The 19,992-nt window shown below is 59.3% G+C and carries 20 protein-coding genes; 11 read left to right on the forward strand and 9 right to left on the reverse strand.

The genetic code is table 11. From position 1 onward, the window contains the following. Positions 1 to 22: 22 nt before the first annotated feature. From ICA15_RS21600 to ICA15_RS21610, 3 genes are read left to right on the forward strand one after another with little or no spacing between them, the layout of a single operon-like run. Positions 23 to 1,204: an amino acid ABC transporter permease gene (locus tag ICA15_RS21600; RefSeq protein ID WP_095188817.1), complete on the forward strand. Its 1,182-nt coding sequence runs from the start codon at positions 23 to 25 to the stop codon at positions 1,202 to 1,204. A gap of 10 nt (positions 1,205 to 1,214) precedes the next feature. Further along, positions 1,215 to 2,312 carry an amino acid ABC transporter permease gene (locus ICA15_RS21605; RefSeq protein ID WP_210554567.1) on the forward strand — a complete coding sequence of 366 codons (1,098 nt, stop codon included), beginning with the start codon at positions 1,215 to 1,217 and terminating at the stop codon, positions 2,310 to 2,312. Between the two features lie 10 nt (positions 2,313 to 2,322). Then, entirely contained in the window at positions 2,323 to 3,087 is a 765-nt protein-coding gene (locus ICA15_RS21610; protein ID WP_150603734.1) for an amino acid ABC transporter ATP-binding protein, read from the forward strand. 52 nt (positions 3,088 to 3,139) lie between these two features. Here ICA15_RS21610 and ICA15_RS21615 read toward each other — a convergent pair whose 3' ends face one another. Further along, the gene (locus ICA15_RS21615) at positions 3,140 to 3,628 is read right to left on the reverse strand and encodes a type II TA system antitoxin MqsA family protein (protein ID WP_210554568.1); all 489 of its coding nucleotides are present in this window, start codon (positions 3,626 to 3,628) and stop codon (positions 3,140 to 3,142) included. After that, the gene (locus tag ICA15_RS21620) at positions 3,625 to 3,936 is read right to left on the reverse strand and encodes a type II toxin-antitoxin system MqsR family toxin (protein ID WP_095188819.1); all 312 of its coding nucleotides are present in this window, start codon (positions 3,934 to 3,936) and stop codon (positions 3,625 to 3,627) included. Before ICA15_RS21620 ends, ICA15_RS21615 begins: the two co-directional genes overlap by 4 nt. Before the next feature lie 166 nt (positions 3,937 to 4,102). Here ICA15_RS21620 and ICA15_RS21625 point away from each other — a divergent pair, with 166 nt between their 5' ends. From ICA15_RS21625 to ICA15_RS21645, 5 genes are all read left to right on the forward strand, one after another. Then, positions 4,103 to 4,762 carry a FadR/GntR family transcriptional regulator gene (locus ICA15_RS21625; protein ID WP_150594946.1) on the forward strand — a complete coding sequence of 220 codons (660 nt, stop codon included), beginning with the start codon at positions 4,103 to 4,105 and terminating at the stop codon, positions 4,760 to 4,762. Continuing rightward, positions 4,752 to 6,056, forward strand: a complete 1,305-nt coding sequence (locus ICA15_RS21630) for a CynX/NimT family MFS transporter (protein ID WP_150617208.1) — start codon at positions 4,752 to 4,754, stop codon at positions 6,054 to 6,056. The genes ICA15_RS21625 and ICA15_RS21630 overlap by 11 nt, the downstream gene beginning before the upstream one ends. Positions 6,057 to 6,265: 209 nt before the next feature. Continuing rightward, positions 6,266 to 6,736 carry a nuclear transport factor 2 family protein gene (locus tag ICA15_RS21635; RefSeq protein WP_210554569.1) on the forward strand — a complete coding sequence of 157 codons (471 nt, stop codon included), beginning with the start codon at positions 6,266 to 6,268 and terminating at the stop codon, positions 6,734 to 6,736. A gap of 39 nt (positions 6,737 to 6,775) precedes the next feature. Beyond that, the gene (locus ICA15_RS21640) at positions 6,776 to 7,078 is read left to right on the forward strand and encodes a GIY-YIG nuclease family protein (RefSeq protein WP_150617209.1); all 303 of its coding nucleotides are present in this window, start codon (positions 6,776 to 6,778) and stop codon (positions 7,076 to 7,078) included. An 84-nt stretch (positions 7,079 to 7,162) separates the two neighbouring features. Next, a complete protein-coding gene (locus ICA15_RS21645) occupies positions 7,163 to 8,098 on the forward strand; it encodes a glutathione S-transferase family protein (protein ID WP_210554570.1) in 936 nt (311 codons plus the stop codon). Positions 8,099 to 8,188: 90 nt separating this feature from the next. Here the strand turns inward: ICA15_RS21645 and ICA15_RS21650 are convergent, their stop codons facing one another. Beyond that, positions 8,189 to 8,539 (reverse strand): glutaredoxin family protein, encoded by a 351-nt coding sequence (locus ICA15_RS21650; RefSeq protein ID WP_150617211.1) that lies wholly within the window; start codon positions 8,537 to 8,539, stop codon positions 8,189 to 8,191. After that, complete coding sequence (gene yejK / locus ICA15_RS21655) at positions 8,539 to 9,543, reverse strand: nucleoid-associated protein YejK (protein WP_042557778.1); 1,005 nt, start codon at positions 9,541 to 9,543, stop codon at positions 8,539 to 8,541. The genes ICA15_RS21650 and yejK overlap by 1 nt, the downstream gene beginning before the upstream one ends. Positions 9,544 to 9,938: 395 nt before the next feature. On the opposite strand from yejK, the gene ICA15_RS21660 reads away from it, so the two are divergent. Beyond that, positions 9,939 to 10,220 (forward strand): HU family DNA-binding protein, encoded by a 282-nt coding sequence (locus ICA15_RS21660; protein WP_150603742.1) that lies wholly within the window; start codon positions 9,939 to 9,941, stop codon positions 10,218 to 10,220. Positions 10,221 to 10,415: 195 nt separating this feature from the next. Here ICA15_RS21660 and rlmF read toward each other — a convergent pair whose 3' ends face one another. From rlmF to ICA15_RS21685, 5 genes are all read right to left on the reverse strand, one after another. Continuing rightward, positions 10,416 to 11,435 carry a 23S rRNA (adenine(1618)-N(6))-methyltransferase RlmF gene (gene rlmF, locus ICA15_RS21665; protein WP_150603743.1) on the reverse strand — a complete coding sequence of 340 codons (1,020 nt, stop codon included), beginning with the start codon at positions 11,433 to 11,435 and terminating at the stop codon, positions 10,416 to 10,418. A gap of 227 nt (positions 11,436 to 11,662) precedes the next feature. Then, a complete protein-coding gene (locus ICA15_RS21670; RefSeq protein WP_042557780.1) occupies positions 11,663 to 14,509 on the reverse strand; it encodes a valine--tRNA ligase in 2,847 nt (948 codons plus the stop codon). Positions 14,510 to 14,725: 216 nt separating this feature from the next. Beyond that, positions 14,726 to 15,109, reverse strand: coding sequence for a DNA polymerase III subunit chi (locus ICA15_RS21675; protein ID WP_150617212.1), 384 nt, complete (start codon positions 15,107 to 15,109; stop codon positions 14,726 to 14,728). An 8-nt stretch (positions 15,110 to 15,117) separates the two neighbouring features. Continuing rightward, on the reverse strand, positions 15,118 to 15,546 hold the full coding sequence (locus ICA15_RS21680) for a DNA polymerase III subunit chi (protein ID WP_210554571.1): 429 nt from the start codon (positions 15,544 to 15,546) through the stop codon (positions 15,118 to 15,120). Between the two features lie 57 nt (positions 15,547 to 15,603). Beyond that, positions 15,604 to 17,094 (reverse strand): leucyl aminopeptidase, encoded by a 1,491-nt coding sequence (locus ICA15_RS21685; protein ID WP_150603746.1) that lies wholly within the window; start codon positions 17,092 to 17,094, stop codon positions 15,604 to 15,606. A gap of 576 nt (positions 17,095 to 17,670) precedes the next feature. Between ICA15_RS21685 and lptF the strand changes: the two genes are divergently transcribed. Continuing rightward, complete coding sequence (lptF, locus tag ICA15_RS21690; RefSeq protein ID WP_150617215.1) at positions 17,671 to 18,792, forward strand: LPS export ABC transporter permease LptF; 1,122 nt, start codon at positions 17,671 to 17,673, stop codon at positions 18,790 to 18,792. Continuing rightward, positions 18,785 to 19,846 (forward strand): LPS export ABC transporter permease LptG, encoded by a 1,062-nt coding sequence (gene lptG / locus ICA15_RS21695; RefSeq protein WP_150594934.1) that lies wholly within the window; start codon positions 18,785 to 18,787, stop codon positions 19,844 to 19,846. Before lptF ends, lptG begins: the two co-directional genes overlap by 8 nt. Positions 19,847 to 19,992 lie beyond the last annotated feature (146 nt).

The following is a 19,992-nucleotide window of genomic DNA, read 5'->3' on the forward strand; positions in this document are numbered from 1 at the left end:
TCCATTTTTTCCGGGGCACTTCATGCAAAATTCAATCGGCGCACCAAAGCAGAGGTTTAGCCTCAGCGATCCACGAGTGCGCGCCTGGGTATTTCAGATCGTCACTATCGTGGCAGTCGTCTCCCTGGGCTGGTTCCTGTTCGATAACACACAAACCAACCTTGAACACCGGGGCATCACCTCCGGCTTCAGCTTTCTGGAGCGCAGTGCCGGGTTCGGCATCGCTCAAACCCTGATCGACTACACCGAAGCGGACAGCTATGCCCGCGTGTTTGTGATCGGTCTGCTCAATACATTGCTGGTGACCATCATCGGCGTGATCCTGGCGACTCTGCTGGGCTTCATCATTGGTGTCGCGCGTCTTTCGCCGAACTGGATCATCAGCAAGCTGGCGACCGTGTATGTGGAAGTCTTCCGCAACATTCCGCCCCTGCTGCAAATTCTGTTCTGGTACTTCGCGGTGTTCCTGACCATGCCGGGACCGCGCAACAGCCACAACTTCGGCGACACTTTCTTTGTCAGCAGCCGTGGCCTGAACATGCCGGCCGCGCTGGCAGCTGATGGTTTCTGGGCGTTCGTGATCAGCGTCGTGGTGGCCATCGTCGGCATCGTGCTGATGTGCCGCTGGGCCAACAAACGCTTTGAAGCGACCGGTGAGCCGTTCCACAAGTTCTGGGTGGGTCTGGCGATTCTGCTGGTGATCCCGAGTTTGTGCGCGCTGATCTTCGGCGCTCCGCTGCACTGGGAAATGCCCGAGCTCAAGGGCTTCAACTTCGTTGGCGGCTGGGTGCTTATCCCGGAACTGCTGGCCTTGACCCTGGCCCTGACCGTTTACACCGCGGCGTTCATCGCCGAGATCGTGCGTTCGGGGATCAAGTCGGTCAGCCACGGCCAGACCGAAGCGGCCCGTTCGCTCGGTTTGCGTGAAGGCCCGACCCTGCGCAAGGTGATCATTCCCCAGGCACTGCGGGTGATCATCCCGCCGCTGACCAGCCAATACCTGAACCTGGCGAAGAACTCCTCGCTGGCCGCCGGTATCGGTTATCCGGAAATGGTTTCGCTGTTCGCCGGCACCGTGCTGAACCAGACCGGTCAGGCGATCGAAGTGATTGCGATCACCATGAGCGTGTACCTGGCGATCAGTATCAGCATTTCCCTGCTGATGAACTGGTACAACAAGCGCATTGCGCTGATCGAGCGGTAAGGAAAAGCGCATGAGTACTCATACTTTCAAACCCGACATGCCCCCTCCGAGCAGTAGCATCGGCGTAGTGGCATGGATGCGCGCGAACATGTTCTCCAGCTGGCTCAACACCTTGCTGACGCTGTTCGCGTTCTACCTGATCTACCTGATCGTTCCGCCGATTCTGGGGTGGGCGATCATCGACGCCAACTGGATCGGCACCACCCAGGCCGATTGCACGAAGGAAGGCGCCTGCTGGGTGTTCATCCAGCAACGCTTCGGTCAGTTCATGTATGGCTACTACCCGACCGGCTTGCGCTGGCGCGTGGACCTGACCGTGTGGCTGGCGGTGATCGGCGTGGCACCACTGTTCATCTCGCGCTTCCCGCGTAAAGCGGTATACGGGCTGAGTTTTCTGGTGATCTATCCGATTGCCGCCTGGTGCCTGCTGCACGGCGGCGTATTCGGCCTGCAAACCGTCGCGACCAGCCAATGGGGCGGTTTGATGCTGACTCTGGTGATCGCCACGGTCGGTATCGCTGGAGCCTTGCCGCTGGGGATTGTGCTGGCGCTGGGTCGACGTTCGAACATGCCGGCGATTCGAGTGGTCTGCGTGACCTTCATCGAGTTCTGGCGCGGCGTGCCGTTGATCACGGTGCTGTTCATGTCTTCGGTAATGCTGCCGCTGTTCCTGCCCGAAGGCATGAACTTCGACAAGTTGCTGCGGGCGCTGATCGGCGTGATCCTGTTCCAGTCGGCCTACGTGGCTGAAGTGGTGCGCGGCGGTCTGCAAGCGATCCCCAAGGGTCAGTACGAAGCGGCCGCTGCGATGGGCCTGGGCTACTGGCGTTCGATGGGCCTGGTGATTCTGCCGCAAGCCCTGAAAATGGTGATCCCCGGCATCGTCAACACCTTCATCGCGCTGTTCAAGGACACCAGTCTGGTGATCATCATCGGCCTCTTTGACCTGCTCAACAGCGTCAAGCAAGCCGCTGCCGATCCGAAATGGCTGGGCATGGCCACCGAAGGCTACGTATTCGCCGCCCTGGTGTTCTGGATTTTCTGTTTTGGTATGTCGCGCTATTCCATGCATCTGGAACGCAAGCTCGACACTGGCCACAAGCGTTAGGAGTTCTGTAATGAGTGAAGCAATCAAAAAGCCTGTGAGCCCTGAAGGCATTATTCAGATGCAGGGCGTCAACAAGTGGTATGGCCAGTTCCACGTGCTCAAAGACATCAACCTCAACGTCAAACAGGGCGAGCGTATCGTGCTGTGCGGCCCGTCGGGTTCCGGCAAGTCGACCACCATTCGTTGCCTCAATCGACTGGAGGAACACCAGCAGGGCCGCATCGTTGTCGATGGCGTGGAACTGACCAACGACCTCAAGCAGATCGAAGCGATCCGCCGTGAAGTCGGCATGGTGTTCCAGCATTTCAACTTGTTCCCGCACCTGACCATTTTGCAGAACTGCACCCTGGCGCCGATGTGGGTGCGTAAGATGCCCAAGCGCAAGGCCGAGGAAATCGCCATGCATTATCTGGAACGCGTACGCATTCCGGAGCAGGCGCACAAGTTTCCGGGGCAACTGTCCGGCGGTCAGCAACAGCGTGTGGCGATCGCCCGCGCGCTGTGCATGAAACCGAAAATCATGCTGTTCGACGAACCGACGTCGGCCCTCGATCCGGAAATGGTCAAAGAGGTGCTCGACACCATGATCGGTCTGGCCGAAGACGGCATGACCATGCTCTGCGTAACCCACGAAATGGGCTTCGCCCGTACCGTGGCCAATCGCGTGATCTTCATGGACAAGGGCGAGATTGTTGAGCAGGCGGCACCGAACGACTTCTTCGATAATCCGCAGAATGAGCGGACGAAGCTGTTCCTGAGCCAGATTCTGCATTGATGGCTGATGTGTAAAACGAACCCGGCCAAGTGCCGGGTTTGTTTTTTTGGGGTCAGGATACGGTGAGGGTTTCGTGTTCTTTGTGGATGGTGTGCTTGAAGCCTCTCAAGTCTGCACCTTCACCGAGAATTTTCGCATCGGTCAGCAAGTACGGGTAACGATCCAATAGTCGCATCAGCAGCATCAACGCCTTGGGCGGTAGTATTTCGCCGCGTTCGTAGCGAGAGAACGCGTTATGCCCTCCACCGGACAGCAGTTGCACCGTCTCTTTTTGCGTGAGGTGCAATTTGCGCCGAATACGCTTCATCTCGGCGCCGATCATTTGCCTGGCAGCGAAAACCAACTCATCCCCTGCATCACAATAACGTTCTGCGCTATCGGTATCGTGATCCCACTCAACCTCTCCGCACTGCTGGCATTCCCAACCAGAAAGATCATCTACACGGCGCTCCATGCCTTTGACACTCAGGGTTTCGCCGCGCCCTGCAAAATGTCTCATTCCCTCACGTGCACCGCAGCCGACACATTGCTGGGTTTTCATGGGTTTTTCTCCTTGAAGGAGATTACCGGTGGGCCGCCACCGGGGCGGTAGGTCACCTTGATGTAAATCTCCAGATCTTGTGAATGGGTGTGATACACGTCTTGCCAGACCCGATGATCGTCGTAGCTGGTCATCGATTTGTACAACATCCTGTTCTGCAATTCGAAAACGATCTCTTGCATCTCGCTGATGCTAAAGCCGAGATACTCGCCTGAATCTGCCGAGGTCTTTGTGAAGGCTTTTTTTCCAAGCCGCCGGACCTCAGCCTTGATCACCGCCAAGTCGTAATGGGGCGTGTTCTTCTCCATAAGAAACCAAAACCCTGTCCCTGAAATTACCCTTAAAGGGTAATTTTGACTAATCGAAAATTCCGCTCCATTTCCCTCCCATTCACCCTAGGTGGTTGCCGTCCTACACGGGTCTGACTACCATGTCGGAAAATTCATCCTATGATTGGATGAAAGGGCGAATCCTATGTCAGACATTTCTCCACTTGTTAAGCGGTCCTTGGTCGATCAGGCCTTGGATCAATTGCGTCAGCGCATCAACAGCGGCACCTGGCAGGTCGGCGAGCGATTGCCGACCGAGCCCGAGCTGTGCGCCGAGCTGGGCATCAGCCGCAACACCGTGCGTGAAGCCATGCGCGTGTTGGCGTTTTCCGGGTTGATTGAAATTCGCCAGGGCGACGGTAGTTATCTGCGTGCGCTGATTGATCCGCTGGACACCCTCAAGGCGCTCTCGCGTTGTTCGCTAGAGCAAGCGCGGGAAACCCGGCACATCCTTGAGGTCGAGGCCATTGGCCTCGCGGCGTTGCGCCGCACCGATGAAGACCTGGTCGCCTTGCGTGAAGCGCTCGGCACCAGCGGCAGTCATTACCACGGCGATCTCGATACCTACATCGCCTGCGATCTGGTGTTCCACCGCCGCTTGGTCGACGCCGCGCACAACCCGACACTCAGCGAGCTATATCGCTATTTCTCCAGCATCGTCGGCGCGCAATTGCGCCAGACGCTGAACATCGTTCCGCGCCGTCAGGAAGTGTTCGACCTGCACATCGAGTTGCTCGATGCCGTCGAACAACGCGACCCGGAACGGGCCAAAGCCTTATCGAGGCAGTTGATCAATGAACCTTGAAACAGAGAAATCCATGCCCCGCAACGAGATATCCACAGCCCCGAAACGCACGGCAGAGCTCGAAGAGCTGCTGATCGATGCCGAGGCTGATGACGAGCAAGTACAGCAAAGCCATCCGCTGGTGCGCCGGCCATGGCTGTTGCTGCTGGGCTTGATTCTAGTGGCGCTGAACCTGCGTCCGGCGCTGTCGAGCCTGGCACCGCTGCTCAGCGATGTTTCGAAAAGCCTCGGGCTGTCTGCTGCGCAGGCGGGTCTGCTGACCACGTTGCCGGTGCTGTGCCTCGGCCTGTTTGCACCGCTGGCGCCGATTCTGGCGCGGCGTTTTGGTGCCGAGCGAGTGGTGTTGGGGATTCTCCTGACCCTCGCAGGCGGGATTATTCTGCGCAGCAATTTCGGTGAGATCGGTCTGTTTGCCGGCAGCGTATTGGGCGGCGCCAGTATCGGCATCATTGGCGTCTTGCTGCCGGGCATCGTCAAGCGCGACTTCGCCAAACACGCCGGCACCATGACGGGCGTTTACACCATGGCGCTGTGTCTCGGTGCCGCGATGGCGGCGGGATCGAGCGTGCCGTTAAGTGAACACTTCGGCAGCAGCTGGGCGGTGGGACTGGGTTTCTGGGTGATACCGGCGCTGGTCGCTGCGGTGTTCTGGCTACCACAAGTCGGCCAGAAACACGGTGCGCACAATGTTGCTTATCGCGTGCGCGGACTGTTGCGTGATCCGCTGGCGTGGCAGGTGACCTTGTACATGGGCCTGCAATCGTCGCTGGCCTACATCGTGTTCGGCTGGTTGCCGTCGATCCTGATTGGGCGCGGTCTGACGCCGACCCAGGCCGGCCTGGTGCTGTCCGGTTCGGTGATCGTCCAGCTCGCCAGTTCACTCGCGGCGCCGTGGCTGGCGACTCGTGGCAAGGATCAGCGTCTGGCGATTGTGGTGGTGATGGCGCTGACCCTCGGCGGTCTGTTCGGTTGCCTTTATGCGCCGATCGAAGGCCTGTGGGGCTGGGCGATTCTGCTAGGTCTGGGGCAGGGTGGTGCATTCAGTCTGGCGCTGACGTTGATCGTACTGCGTTCGCGTGACTCCCATGTCGCAGCCAACCTGTCGAGCATGGCCCAGGGTTTCGGCTACACGCTGGCGTCGATGGGGCCGTTTGCAGTCGGCGTTGTGCATGACTGGACGGGCGGCTGGAATGCGGTGGGCTGGATCTTCGGCATCATTGGCACGGGGGCGATCATCGCCGGCCTTGGCGCCGGGCGGACGCTGTATGTGCAGGTCACAAGCGAAAAAATCTGATTCATGTAGGCGCTGCGGCACGCTGCGATCTTTTGATGGTGATTTTAAAGACCAGGATCAAAAGATCGCAGCCTCGTTGCACTCGAATGCTCCTACAGGGTTTGTGCTGAACGAAGACGCTGCTGATATTCGGTGCACGAATGCCGATAGTGTTTCCGCGCTTTGCAGATTATCGTGCTGGCAATCTGTCCATTCCTTGGAGTTTGCCCATGAGTGACGCCCACGCTGCGTTGATCACCCGCTTCTATCAGGCCTTCCAGCGTCTCGACGCCGAGGCGATGGCTGCGTGTTACACCGACGATGTAGTGTTCAGCGATCCGGCCTTTGGTGAGCTGCGCGGGCGTGATGCTGGCGACATGTGGCGGATGCTCACCACTCGCGCCAAAGACTTTTCGCTGACTTTCGACAACGTTCGCGCCGACGAGCGCAGCGGCGGTGCACATTGGGTCGCGACTTACCTGTTCAGCCAGACCGGCAATGTGGTGGTCAACGATATCCAGGCACGCTTCGTGTTCCGTGACGGCAAGATCTGCGAGCACCATGATCATTTCAATCTGTGGCGCTGGTCGCGTCAGGCCCTCGGTTTCAAAGGTCTGCTGCTCGGTTGGACGCCTCTGGTGCGTAACGCAGTGCGTGCCCAGGCGCTGAAGGGACTGAAGGCATTTCAGGCCGGTCGCTGATAAGATCGCGGCCTGTTTCCTACGCGTCTTGATCCCGAAGTGACCAGCCTTAGCGAAAAATCTGTCGATGTTGTCGAGCCAGTGAGCAAATCCTGGTTCGTCTATCTCGTGCGCGCGGCCAACGGTTCGTTGTATTGCGGGATCAGCGATGATCCTGTCCGCCGTTTTGCCAAGCATCAGAGCGGTAAAGGCGCGCGCTTCTTCCTGTCCAGCCCGGCGATGGCGCTGGTTTACACCGAGCTTTGTCGCGACAAGAGCGACGCCTTGCGGCAGGAAAGGTTGATCAAAAAACTGCGCAAGAGTGCGAAGGAGTGTCTGGTCGCGTCTTATCAATCTGACTGATCAGTTCCCATCAGCCAGATCTGTAGGCTGCTAAGTAAATGCGCGCTAAGCTGCCGACTCACTTTCTGAGCGGCGGAGCCGAGCATGTCCGAGTTGATTCTGCATCATTACCCGACCTCTCCATTTGCCGAGAAGGCCCGTCTGCTGCTGGGCTTCAAAGGTCTGTCCTGGCGCTCGGTGAACATTTCGCCGGTGATGCCAAAACCGGACCTGACGGCCTTGACCGGTGGTTATCGCAAAACCCCAGTGCTGCAGATCGGCGCTGACATCTATTGCGACACTTCGTTGATCGCCCGCCGACTTGAGCAAGAGAAGGCACAGCCGTCGTTTTTTCCCGAAGGTCAGGAAATGACCACCGCCAGCTTCGCGACGTGGGCGGACTCGGTGGTGTTCCAGCATGCCGTCAGCCTGGTGTTCCAGCCGGAGTCGGTTGCCGTGCGTTTCGGCAAATTACCGCCGGAAGCGATCAAGGCGTTTATGGCCGACCGTGCCGGCCTGTTCAGTGGCGGCAGCGCCACGCGTTTGTCTACCGAGCAAGCCAAGCATCAATGGCCGACGATCATGGCGCGTCTGGAGCAGCAGTTGCAGCGCGAGCAAGGTGATTTCCTGTTCGGCGATCCATCGATTGCCGACTTTGCTTTGGCGCACCCGATGTGGTTTCTCAAGGCGACCCATGTGACAGCGCCTTTGGTGGATGAGTATCCAGCCGTCGTCGCGTGGCTGGGACGCGTGTTGGGCTTCGGGCATGGCGCTGCGAGCGAAATGACGTCCGACGAGGCGCTGGAGGTCGCACGCAATGCGACGCCAGCAGCATTGCCGGATGAACAGTTTGTTGACCCGAACGGGTTCAAAGCCGGGCAGCAGGTGGCAATTGCCGCAACGGATTACGGGGTTGATCCGGTGGTGGGTGAGTTGCTGTTTGCCGGTCGTGAGCAGTTGATCGTGCGGCGCGAAGACGAGCGTGCCGGCGTGGTGCATGTGCACTTCCCGCGGTTCGGTTTCCGTATCGAAGCACGCTAAAAGCAAAAGATCGCAGCCTGCGGCAGCTCCTACAGTGGGATTGATGCTGCACCTGGAGCTGCCGCAGGCTGCGATCTTTTGATCTTGCTGTTATTTCAATGCGGCGAGGATCTCGTCCGGATCAAACCCGCGAATCAACGTGCCATTCACATCGATCAGCGGAATCCCGCGCCCACCCAGTGCCTCGTACGCCTTGCGCGCCTCGCCATCCTTCTCGATGTCGAATTCCTTGAAGGCAATCCCCTTGCTGTCGAGAAAGCGCTTGGTCTGCTTGCAGTAGCCGCACCAGTCTGTGGCATACAGCACGACATTAGCCTGCGCCCGCGTCTGCTCGGCAACCATCTGCGAGGGGTTGAACACCCGCTCGATCTTGCCCCAGTTCTGATAGATCACGACCACCAGCAGAACCAGCGCGACCTTTTTCAGCACATTACCGAGCATCAGTTACGGCGCTTCAGCTGATCGGTCAGAGAGGTTGGCAGACCCTTGATCATCAGGGTGCCGTTCTCTTCGTCGTACTCGATCTTCGAGCCCAGCAGGTGCGCCTCAAAGCTGATCGACAGGCCCTCTGCGCGGCCGGTGAAGCGGCGGAATTGGTTCAAGGTACGTTTGTCCGCCGGAATCTCTGGCGACAGGCCGTAATCCTTGTTGCGGATGTGATCGTAGAAGGCTTTCGGGCGTTCTTCGTCGATCAACTCCGAGAGCTCTTCCAGGCCCATCGGCTCGCCGAGTTTGGCCTGGCTGCTGGCGTAATCGACCAGGGTCTTGGTTTTCTCGCGGGCGGACTCTTCCGGCAGGTCTTCGCTCTCGACGAAGTCACTGAAAGCCTTGAGCAGGGTGCGGGTCTCGCCCGGGCCGTCGACGCCTTCCTGGCAGCCGATGAAGTCGCGGAAGTATTCCGAAACCTTTTTGCCGTTTTTGCCTTTGATGAACGAGATGTACTGCTTGGACTGCTTGTTGTTCTGCCACTCGGAGACGTTGATCCGAGCTGCCAGATGCAACTGGCCGAGATCGAGGTGGCGCGACGGGGTCACGTCCAGCGAGTCGGTGACGGCCACGCCTTCGCTGTGGTGCAGCAGGGCGATGGCCAGATAATCGGTCATGCCTTGCTGATAGTGGGCGAACAGCACGTGGCCGCCGACCGACAGGTTCGACTCTTCCATCAGCTTCTGCAGATGCTCGACCGCCACTTTGCTGAACGCGGTGAAGTCTCTGCCGCCCTCCATGTACTCCTTCAGCCATCCGCTGAACGGGAACGCGCCGGATTCCGGATGGAACAACCCCCAGGCTTTGCCCTGTTTGGCGTTGTAGCTCTCGTTGAGGTCGGCGAGCATGTTCTCGATGGCCGCCGACTCTGCCAGTTCAGAATCACGGGCGTGCAGAACTGCGGGCGTGCCGTCGGGTTTTTTGTCGATCAGGTGGACGATGCAATGACGGATCGGCATGGGCTTCTCGGCTGTTGGATGGGAGGAGGGCAGGCTCCCCCGAAAAAGCGCCCAGTGTACCGCAATCACTGGTTTTGGCGCCGGGTGAGGGGCAAATCCTGGGCGCTGTGCGGCGCTTATGCAGTTTTTTACCGGTTTAGAGCAATAAAGCTGACCAAATGGGTAGCTAGAGGCGGATATTTCCTTGTCTCTGTGCTAGTTTTGCCCGGTCTTACGCGAAGTCACTGCGTTAAGCGTGCAATCAGCATTTGTCAGGTCGAACCAAACCCTGATTTCGGTATCTATAACCCGACTCGTCGTGGTTATCGCCGAGGGTGCCAGATCCAGAAGATCGGGCTCGATGGCTGACACTGCACTCTGCAATCCATATGAATTTGATAGGGAAGGAACACTACATGGCTCTTACTAAAGACCAACTGATCGCCGACATCGCTGAAGCTATCGACGCGCCGAAAACCACCGCGCGTAGCGCTCTGGACCAACTGGGCCAAATCGTTGCCGATCAGCTGGAAAACGGCGGCGAAATCACTCTGCCAGGTATCGGCAAGCTGAAAGTGACCGAGCGTCCTGCCCGCACTGGCCGTAACCCTTCGACTGGCGCTGCCATCGAAATCCCTGCGAAGAAAGTGATCAAGCTGGTTGTGGCCAAAGGCCTGACCGACGCTGTGAACAAGTAAGACGCAGCAAGAAAAAACCGTGCACCGGAGTGATCCGGGCACGGTTTTTTTGTGTCTGCGATTTGGTGAATCTTCACTGGGTCCCTGTAGGAGCTGCGGCACGCTGCGATCTTTTGATCTGGCTTGTGAAAAAACAAGATCAAAAGATCGCAGCGTGCCGCAGCTCCTACACGAATATCATGCAGTGACTCAGTCTTAGCGCGTCCAGCGCTCGCGGCGCCAGATCTGCTGTTCGGACTTGGTCTGGAAGGTCCAGGCGACGAAGCGGCTCTGTTTCTGCCCCTGAGACATCTCCACCACCTGACTTTCCAGTACGCCGGCCTTTTTCAGGGCGGTTTCAATGGCTGGCAGGTTCGAGGCTTTCGAGACCAGAGTGCTGAACCACAGCACTTTGTGCTGGAAGTTGGCGCTCTCGGCGATCAATTGCGTCACGAAACGTGCTTCACCACCCTCGCACCACAACTCGGCCGATTGACCGCCGAAGTTCAGCACCGGCAGTTTGCGTGTTGGATCGGCGCGGCCCAGTGCGCGCCATTTGCGCTCGCTGCCCTTGGTCGCTTCGTCCATCGAGGCGTGGAACGGCGGGTTGCACATGGTCAAGTCGAAACGCTCGCCCGGCTCCAGCAGGCCGATCAGGATGTGCTTGCGGTTCTCCTGCAGGCGCAGCTGGATGACCTTGTTCAGGTCGTTGGACTGGACGATAGCCTTGGCTGCGGCCACGGCCGTCGGGTCAACCTCCGAGCCGAGGAAGTGCCAGCGATATTCGCTGTTACCGATCAGCGGATACACACAGTTGGCGCCCATGCCGATGTCCAGCACGTTGATGATCGCCCCGCGCGGGACCTTGCCGTCGTTCATGCTGGCCAACAGATCTGCCAGGAAGTGCACGTAATCGGCACGGCCCGGGACCGGTGGGCAAAGGTAATCAGCCGGGATATCCCAATGCTGGATGCCATAGAACGACTTGAGCAGCGCCCGGTTGAACACGCGCACCGCGTCTGGACTGGCGAAGTCGATGCTTTCCTTGCCGTACGGGTTGATGATCACGAACTTCGCCAGTTCAGGCGTGGTCTTGATCAGCGCCGGGAAGTCGTAACGACCCTGATGGCGGTTGCGCGGGTGCAGGCTGGCCTTTTCACGCGGCTCCACGGCTTTGGCCGGGGTGGCGGAATCAGGCTTTTTGCGCGGCGGGCGAGGTGTGCGGGGGGCGTTCATGGGCGTGGTCGATTCGGGTATGGCTGAAAGTGGCGGGTATTGTCCCACATTGATGAAGTCTACGCCGAACCCATGTAGGAGCTGCCGAAGGCAGCGATCTTTTGATGTTGATTTTAAAAGACAAAATCAAAAGATCGCAGCCTTCGGCAGCTCCTACAGGGGAGTGGTGGTGCAGGAATAAAAAAGGGAGGCCATTGCGGGCCTCCCTTTTTCATTGCGATTTGCTGTTACAGGCTGGCAATCCGCGCGTGCTGCTCGGCCAGTTTGCCCAGGGCTTGTTCAGCCTCGGCCAGTTTGGCGCGTTCCTTCTCGATGACTTCGGCCGGGGCCTTGTCGACGAAACCGGCGTTGGACAGCTTGCCGCCAACACGCTGGACTTCGCCCTGCAGACGCAGGATTTCCTTGTCCAGACGCGCCAGTTCCGCAGCCTTGTCGATCAGGCCGGCCATAGGCACCAGCACTTCCATCTCGCCGACCAGTGCGGTGGCGGACAGCGGTGCTTCTTCGCCAGCGGCCAGAACGGTGATCGATTCCAGACGCGCCAGCTTCTTCAGCAGCGCTTCGTTCTCGGTCAAACGGCGCTGGTCTTCGGCGCTGACGTTCTTCAGGTAGATCGGCAGTGGTTTGCCCGGGCCGATGTTCATTTCGCCACGGATGTTACGCGTGCCGAGCATCAGTTCCTTGAGCCACTCGATGTCGCTTTCGGCAGCCGGATCGATGCGCTCTTCGTTGGCCACCGGCCAAGGTTGCAGCATGATCGTCTTGCCCTGGATACCGGCCAGCGGCGCAATGCGCTGCCAGATTTCTTCAGTGATGAACGGCATGAACGGGTGCGCCAGACGCAGCGCCACTTCCAGTACGCGAACCAGCGTGCGACGGGTGCCGCGCTGGCGCTCGACCGGGGCGTTTTCGTCCCACAGCACAGGCTTGGACAATTCCAGATACCAGTCGCAGTACTGGTTCCAGATGAACTCGTACAGCGCTTGCGCCGCGAGGTCGAAACGGAACTGATCCAGTTGACGGGTCACTTCGGCTTCGGTGCGTTGCAGCTGCGAGATGATCCAGCGATCCGCCAGCGACAGTTCGTAGGCTTCGCCGTTCTGGCCGCAGTCTTCGCCCTTGTCCAGAACATAACGTGCGGCGTTCCAGATCTTGTTGCAGAAGTTGCGATAGCCTTCAACGCGGCCCATGTCGAACTTGATGTCGCGACCGGTGGACGCCAGCGAGCAGAAGGTGAAGCGCAGGGCGTCGGTGCCGTAGCTGGCGATGCCGTCAGCGAACTCGTCGCGAGTCTGCTTCTCGATCTTCTTCGCCAGTTTCGGCTGCATCAGGCCCGAGGTGCGTTTCTGCACCAGCGTTTCCAGGTCGATGCCGTCGATGATGTCCAGCGGGTCAAGGACGTTGCCCTTGGACTTGGACATCTTCTGGCCTTGGCCGTCACGCACCAGACCATGCACGTAAACGGTCTTGAACGGCACTTGCGGCGTGCCGTCTTCGTTCTTCACCAGGTGCATGGTCATCATGATCATCCGGGCGACCCAGAAGAAAATGATGTCGAAACCGGTGACCAGCACGTCGGTGGAGTGGAATTTCTTCAGGAACTCGGTTTTTTCCGGCCAGCCGAGGGTGGAGAACGTCCACAGACCCGAACTGAACCAGGTGTCGAGAACGTCGTTGTCCTGTTGCAGCGCAACGTCCGGGCCAAGGTTGTTCTTGGCACGCACTTCGGCTTCGTCGCGACCGACGTAGACCTTGCCCGACTCGTCGTACCAGGCCGGAATCCGATGGCCCCACCACAACTGACGGCTGATGCACCAATCCTGGATGTCGCGCATCCAAGAGAAGTACATGTTTTCGTATTGTTTCGGCACGAACTGGATGCGGCCGTCTTCGACAGCAGCAATCGCAGGCTCGGCCAGAGGCTTGGTCGACACGTACCACTGGTCGGTCAGCCACGGCTCGATGATGGTGCCGGAGCGGTCGCCTTTCGGCACTTTCAGGCCGTGGTCGTCAACGCTGACCAGCAGGCCGGCAGCGTCGAACGCGGCAACGATCTGCTTGCGCGCTTCGAAACGATCGAGGCCGGCGTATTCAGCCGGGATCTTGCCGTCGATGCTCTCGTTCAGCGTGCCGTCGAGGTTGAACACCTGACAGGCCGGCAGTACGTGGGCATTTTTGTCGAAGATGTTCAGCAGCGGCAGGTTGTGGCGCTTGCCGACTTCGTAGTCGTTGAAATCGTGGGCCGGGGTGATTTTCACGCAGCCGGTGCCGAATTCTGGATCGCAGTAATCGTCGGCGATGATCGGGATGCGACGGCCAACCAGTGGCAGTTCGACAAACTTGCCGATCAGGGCTTTGTAGCGCTCGTCGTTCGGGTTCACCGCGACGGCGGAGTCGCCGAGCATGGTTTCCGGACGGGTGGTCGCGACGATCAGGAAATCGTTGCCTTCAGCGGTTTTCGCGCCGTCAGCCAGCGGGTATTTCAGGTTCCACAGGAAACCTTTCTCGTCGTGGTTTTCCACTTCGAGGTCGGAAATCGCCGTGTGCAGCTTGGTGTCCCAGTTGACCAGACGCTTGCCGCGATAGATCAGACCGTCTTCGTGCAGGCGCACGAACGCTTCTTTAACCGCTTCGGACAGACCGTCGTCCATGGTGAAGCGCTCGCGGCTCCAGTCAACGGACGAGCCGAGGCGACGGATCTGACGGCTGATGTTGCCACCGGACTCATCTTTCCATTCCCAGATTTTCTCGAGGAATTTCTCGCGGCCGAGGTCGTGACGGCTCTGGCCCTTGGCTTCGAGTTGACGTTCCACCAGCATCTGCGTGGCGATACCGGCGTGGTCGGTGCCCGGCTGCCACAGGGTGTTACGACCCTGCATGCGGCGGAAACGGATCAGGGCATCCATGATCGCGTTGTTGAAACCGTGACCCATGTGCAGGCTGCCGGTGACGTTCGGCGGCGGGATCATGATGGTGTAGGAATCGCCCGCGCCTTGCGGGGCGAAGTAGTTCTCGGACTCCCAGGTGTTGTACCAGGAAGTTTCAATGGCGTGCGGCTGGTAGGTCTTATCCATGCGCGGCGGGACCCTATTGGCATTTATTCAGGAAAAGCCGGGAAGTATAGCGAGCCATGGTGCCGAGGGCGAGCGGGGCAGGACAATGCGTCGACCAGTCTTATGGTTCGACGATTTCCATGCAGGAGCTGCCGCAGGCTGCGATCTTTTGATCCTGTTTTTTATAACCAAAGTCAAAAGATCGCAGCCTGCGGCAGCTCCTACAGGGATCGGGGGTTATTCGTACTGGCTGAGTAGCCGTTCCATGCGCGCATCGAGGCGGCGTTTGATTTCGGTTTCGATGTGCGGCGCGAAGTCGTCGATCACGTCTTGCATGATCAATTGCGCGGCGGCGCGCAGTTCGCTGTCCAGGTGTAGCAGGGCATCCGGGCCTTTATCGACGGTTGCTGCAGGTTGCGCAGCGGGTGCCGGTGGCGATTCAGCGGCTGGGGGGACGTTGCCGACCGAGTCGAACAACATCGGAATCTGTTCCTGCTCACCGTCATCGACCGTATCGGTCAGCAGTGGCGGTTGCAGGTTGTCATCGCCGAGCAACTGGCGGATTGATTCGAGATCATCCAGCAGGTGCGCGGACTTTTGCTGCGGTTTCGGAGTGTCCATTGGAATGCTCAGAGTCGCTGTAATCGGTGGTCTTGCAGAGGATAGCCTTGTTCGCGGTAGAAGCGAAAACTCTCCCGCGCGGCAGCTCGAATCGTCGGATCTTCTACCACCACTTCCGCCACTCGGGCGAATTTGTTGGCGAAGGCCGGGACTTTCAGGTCCAGATTGACCAGTAAATCCTGATGCTGACCGCAGTCATCGCCCAGCCCCAGGACAATCAAACCGTCCGGTTCGCTGTCAGTCGGGCCGTGAGGCACGAAGCTTTCGCCCTTGAATGCCCACAGGCGCGCATCGAGATCATCACGCTGAGCGGCATCGCTGCAATGCAGATAGATGCGGTGACCCATGCGCCAGGCTTTCTCGGTGAGCTTGCAGGCAAAGTCCAGGCGCGCGGAAGGATCGGCGCTGGGCAGGATATAGAAGTCGACTTTGGTCATTGCGGTTCCAGAGCGGCAAACGGCGTCACCCGAAAGTGACGCCGCTCATCAGCGGTTTCAGGCTTTGGCGCGGTCCAGCAGGTACTGGGTCAACAGAGGGACTGGACGGCCAGTGGCGCCCTTGTCCTTGCCGCCGCTGGTCCACGCGGTGCCCGCGATGTCCAGGTGCGCCCAGTTGAGGTTCTTGGTGAAACGCGACAGGAAGCATGCGGCGGTGATGGTGCCGGCCTTCGGCCCGCCGATATTGGCGATGTCGGCGAACGGGCTGTCCAGTTGCTCCTGATACTCGTCGAACAGCGGCAGCTGCCAGGCGCGATCGTCGGCAGTCTGGCCGGCGCTGAGCAGTTGGCTGATCAGTTCGTCGTTGTTGCCCAGCAGGCCCGAAGTATGAGCGCCCAGAGCAACTACGCAGGCGCCGGTCAGGGTGGCGATGTCGATCACCGCTTGCGGCTTGAAGCGCTCGGAGTAGGTCAGGGCATCGCACAGCACCAGACGGCCTTCGGCGTCGGTGTTGAGGATTTCCACGGTCTGGCCGCTCATGGTGGTGACGATGTCGCCCGGACGGGTCGCATTGCCGCTTGGCATGTTTTCGGCGCAGGCGAGGATGCACACCAGGTTGATCGGCAGTTTCAGCTCAAGCACGGCACGCAGGGTGCCGAACACGCTGGCGGCGCCGCCCATGTCGTACTTCATTTCGTCCATGCCGGCGCCCGGTTTCAGGCTGATGCCGCCGGTGTCGAAGGTGATGCCTTTACCGACCAGGGCGTACGGCTTCTCAGATTTCTTGCCGCCGTTGTATTGCATGACGATCAGGCGCGGCGGCTGTTCGCTGCCTTGGCCGACGGCGTAGAACGAGCCCATGCCCAGGGATTTGATCTTTTTCTCGTCGAGGACTTCGACTTTCAGATCCTTGAACTCTTTGCCCAGATTCTTGGCTTGCTCGCCAAGGAACGTCGGGTGGCAGATGTTCGGTGGCAGGTTGCCCAGGTCGCGGGTGAAGGCCATGCCGTTGGCAATCGCGGTGGCGTGGGTCACGGCGCGTTGCACTTCGGCTTGTGCAGCCTTGATGGTCAACAGAGTGATTTTTTTCAGCGCGCGTGGTTCGGCTTTTACGCTCTTGAACTGATCGAAGCAGTATTCGCCGTCGACCAGGGTTTCGGCCAGCAGACGGGTTTTACCGTAGCTGTCGCGGCCCTTGACGATGACTTCGTCCAGCGCCAGCACGGCATCGCTGCCATTCAGGCCTTTGAGAGTGGTGAGGATGCCGGCCACGATTTTGCGGAACGGGCGATCGCCCAGTTCTTCATCTTTACCGACGCCGACCAACAAAACGCGCTCGGCTTTGAGGTTCGGCAGACTGTGCAGCATCAGGCTCTGACCGACCTTGCCGGCCAGATCGCCACGCTTGAGTACGGCGCTGATGGCGCCGCCGCTCAGTTCGTCGACCTGTTTGGCAGCAGCGCCGAGTTTGCGGCCTTCGCCGACGGCAACCACCAGGGTGGCGGTTTTCAACGTTTCTGGGCTAACGCTTTTTACAACCAGTTCCATGTCCGGATCCCTGAATGAATGGTCAACACACAGGCGTTCGACGGTGTCCGCAGTCGCCTGCTTATAAATAGAAGAGGCGCAGGCCAAAGCCTGCGACAAGGGCCGCAGTTTGAACCTCGCTCCCCGCGCCTGACAACCCTAGGGGGCGTTCTCAATTAGTTTTCACACCGCGTTGTCGCTTTAAAGCCGGCCATGCAAGGCGCAGGCCGCTGGGAATGGTTGTTCCCTTTCCAAGGCCTGCAACGCAGCCTGGCCGGCTTTAAAGCACAACCCGAAGGGCCGGGCCTGCTGTTGTGCAGGGCTGCGTTGCTCGAAGCTTATTTGGAATGACCAAACCGCGCTTCTCGCGCCTTGCCCTGCACAACAGCAGACCCGGCGCGGTGTGAAAACCAATTGAGAACGCCCCCTGGGCTGGACGATCTTCAACGTATTGCGTGCGCGGATGAGTGTGCGCAGTGACAGGCGCCCTCAATCACAGGATAATGCCGCATCTTTTTCCGACGGCTCTGCGTAGCGGGCCGGTCGATGTGTTTGCTTGTTTGGCCGCCTTAGCCTGACAACCCTGGAGTGTCTGGTTTGATCGTCTTCCGTTATCTGTCCCGCGAAGTTCTGTTGACCCTCAGCGCCGTGAGTGCGGTGCTGCTGGTCATTATCATGAGCGGTCGCTTCATCAAATACCTCGCTCAGGCCGCTGCCGGCCAGCTCGATCCGGGCTCGCTGTTCCTGATCATGGGCTTTCGCCTGCCGGGCTTCCTGCAGTTGATTCTGCCGCTGGGCCTGTTTCTCGGGATCCTGCTGGCCTACGGTCGCCTGTACCTGGAAAGCGAAATGACCGTGCTCTCGGCCACCGGCATGAGTCAGCAGAAGCTGCTGCGCATGACCCTGTTCCCGGCGACGCTGGTTGCACTGGTCGTGGCCTGGCTGAGCCTGGGTCTGGCGCCGCAAGGTGCCAACCAGTTCCAGTTGCTGCTGAACAAGCAGGACGCGCTGACCGAATTCGACACCCTGGAGCCTGGTCGCTTTCAGGCCCTGCGCGACGGCAGTCGGGTGACTTACACCGAAACCCTGAGCGATGATCGCGTCAATCTGGGCGGCGTGTTCATTTCGCAGAAGAACCTCGGCGCCGATCAGAAGGACCGCGGGATTTCCGTACTGGTAGCCGAATCGGGTCGCCAGGAAATCCGCCCCGACGGCAATCGCTACCTGATCCTCGATAACGGCTATCGCTACGATGGCAGCCCGGGCCAGGCTGATTACCGCGCCATTCATTACGAGAACTATGGCGTGCTGCTGCCCAAGCCGGACGTCAGTGAAGAAGTCACCGACCGTGACGCCATGCCGACTTCGTCCTTGCTGGGCAGCGACGACATCCGCTCCAAGACCGAACTGCAATGGCGCCTGTCCCTGCCATTGCTGGTGTTTATCGTGACCCTGATGGCGGTGCCGCTGTCGCGAGTCAATCCGCGTCAAGGGCGCTTCCTCAAGCTTCTGCCGGCGATTCTTCTTTATATGGCTTACCTGACCATCCTGATTGCCGCGCGCGGCGCCCTTGAAAAAGGCAAGATCCACCCGACGCTCGGCTTGTGGTGGGTGCATGCGATCTTCCTGTTCATCGGCCTCGGCCTGCTCTATTGGGAGCCGCTGCGCCTGAAGATGGCCAGCCGTCGCGCCGCTGCGCTGGAGGTGGCTCGTGGTTAAACTCGACCGCTACATCGGCAGCAGCGTGTTCATGGCGATCATCGCTGTGTTGGCGATCATTCTCGGCCTGGCGACACTGTTTGCCTTCATCGATGAAATGGGCGACGTCAGCGAAACCTACACCTTGGTTGACGTGCTGAGCTTCGTGCTGCTGACCGCACCGCGTCGTCTTTACGAAATGCTGCCGATGGCGGCGTTGATCGGCTGTCTGATTGGCCTCGGCAGTCTGGCCAGCAGCAGCGAGCTGACCGTGATGCGCGCCGCGGGCGTCTCCATCGGCCGTATCGTCTGGGCGGTGATGAAGCCGATGCTGGTGCTGATGCTGGCCGGCGTGCTGATCGGCGAATACGTCGCGCCAGCCACCGAAAGCATGGCCCAGGCCAACCGCTCGCTGGCTCAGGGCAGTGGCGACGCGCAAAGCGCCAAGCACGGCATGTGGCACCGTCAGGGTGAAGAGTTCATCCACATCAATGCCGTGCAACCCAACGGCCTGTTGTATGGCGTGACCCGCTACCACTTCGACAAGGAGCGCCATCTGCTGAGTTCGAGCTTTGCCAAAAAGGCCGAGTTCGACGGCGATCACTGGCAGCTCAGCGACGTGTCGACCACCAGGTTCAATGAGCGCAGCACTGAAGTCGTGAACATGCCAACCGAGCGTTGGGATGTGGCACTGAGCCCGCAATTGCTCAGCACCGTGGTCATGGCGCCGGAATCGCTGTCGATCAGCGGTTTGTGGGGTTACATCCACTATCTGGCCGAGCAGGGCCTGAGCAACGGTCGTTACTGGCTGGCATTTTGGGTCAAGGTGTTGCAGCCGCTGGTGACCGCTGCACTGGTACTGATGGCAATCTCCTTTATCTTCGGCCCGTTGCGTTCGGTGACATTGGGTCAGCGTGTGTTCACGGGTGTGCTGGTGGGTTTCACCTTCCGCATCGTCCAGGATTTGCTCGGCCCATCGAGCCTGGTGTTCGGTTTCTCGCCTTTGTTTGCGGTGCTTGTACCGGCTGGGGTCTGTGCGCTGGCGGGTGTCTGGCTGCTTAGACGAGCCGGTTGATGAACAAGCTTTCATCCGCCGTTTAACCTTGAAAACGCCTCGGTCGACAGATCGGGGCGTTTTTGCATGCAATCCGGGTGACAGGTGAACGTGACGCTTGCGCCGTGTATCAGGTACAATTCCCGGCTATTTTTCGGCGGGCTATG

Origin of the sequence: Pseudomonas sp. P116, from assembly GCF_020149425.1 — a bacterium.
Classification (GTDB): domain Bacteria; phylum Pseudomonadota; class Gammaproteobacteria; order Pseudomonadales; family Pseudomonadaceae; genus Aquipseudomonas; species Aquipseudomonas anatoliensis.

What these genes read in the sequence shown, in the direction of transcription:
- ICA15_RS21600 (WP_095188817.1), top strand. Translation starts at nt 23, where the DNA reads ATGCAAAATTCAATCGGCGCACCAAAGCAGAGGTTTAGCCTCAGCGAT.
- ICA15_RS21605 (WP_210554567.1), top strand. Translation starts at nt 1,215, where the DNA reads ATGAGTACTCATACTTTCAAACCCGACATGCCCCCTCCGAGCAGTAGC.
- ICA15_RS21610 (WP_150603734.1), top strand. Translation starts at nt 2,323, where the DNA reads ATGAGTGAAGCAATCAAAAAGCCTGTGAGCCCTGAAGGCATTATTCAG.
- ICA15_RS21615 (WP_210554568.1), bottom strand. Translation starts at nt 3,628, where the DNA reads ATGAAAACCCAGCAATGTGTCGGCTGCGGTGCACGTGAGGGAATGAGA.
- ICA15_RS21620 (WP_095188819.1), bottom strand. Translation starts at nt 3,936, where the DNA reads ATGGAGAAGAACACGCCCCATTACGACTTGGCGGTGATCAAGGCTGAG.
- ICA15_RS21625 (WP_150594946.1), top strand. Translation starts at nt 4,103, where the DNA reads ATGTCAGACATTTCTCCACTTGTTAAGCGGTCCTTGGTCGATCAGGCC.
- ICA15_RS21630 (WP_150617208.1), top strand. Translation starts at nt 4,752, where the DNA reads ATGAACCTTGAAACAGAGAAATCCATGCCCCGCAACGAGATATCCACA.
- ICA15_RS21635 (WP_210554569.1), top strand. Translation starts at nt 6,266, where the DNA reads ATGAGTGACGCCCACGCTGCGTTGATCACCCGCTTCTATCAGGCCTTC.
- ICA15_RS21645 (WP_210554570.1), top strand. Translation starts at nt 7,163, where the DNA reads ATGTCCGAGTTGATTCTGCATCATTACCCGACCTCTCCATTTGCCGAG.
- ICA15_RS21650 (WP_150617211.1), bottom strand. Translation starts at nt 8,539, where the DNA reads ATGCTCGGTAATGTGCTGAAAAAGGTCGCGCTGGTTCTGCTGGTGGTC.
- yejK (WP_042557778.1), bottom strand. Translation starts at nt 9,543, where the DNA reads ATGCCGATCCGTCATTGCATCGTCCACCTGATCGACAAAAAACCCGAC.
- ICA15_RS21660 (WP_150603742.1), top strand. Translation starts at nt 9,939, where the DNA reads ATGGCTCTTACTAAAGACCAACTGATCGCCGACATCGCTGAAGCTATC.
- rlmF (WP_150603743.1), bottom strand. Translation starts at nt 11,435, where the DNA reads ATGAACGCCCCCCGCACACCTCGCCCGCCGCGCAAAAAGCCTGATTCC.
- ICA15_RS21670 (WP_042557780.1), bottom strand. Translation starts at nt 14,509, where the DNA reads ATGGATAAGACCTACCAGCCGCACGCCATTGAAACTTCCTGGTACAAC.
- ICA15_RS21675 (WP_150617212.1), bottom strand. Translation starts at nt 15,109, where the DNA reads ATGGACACTCCGAAACCGCAGCAAAAGTCCGCGCACCTGCTGGATGAT.
- ICA15_RS21680 (WP_210554571.1), bottom strand. Translation starts at nt 15,546, where the DNA reads ATGACCAAAGTCGACTTCTATATCCTGCCCAGCGCCGATCCTTCCGCG.
- ICA15_RS21685 (WP_150603746.1), bottom strand. Translation starts at nt 17,094, where the DNA reads ATGGAACTGGTTGTAAAAAGCGTTAGCCCAGAAACGTTGAAAACCGCC.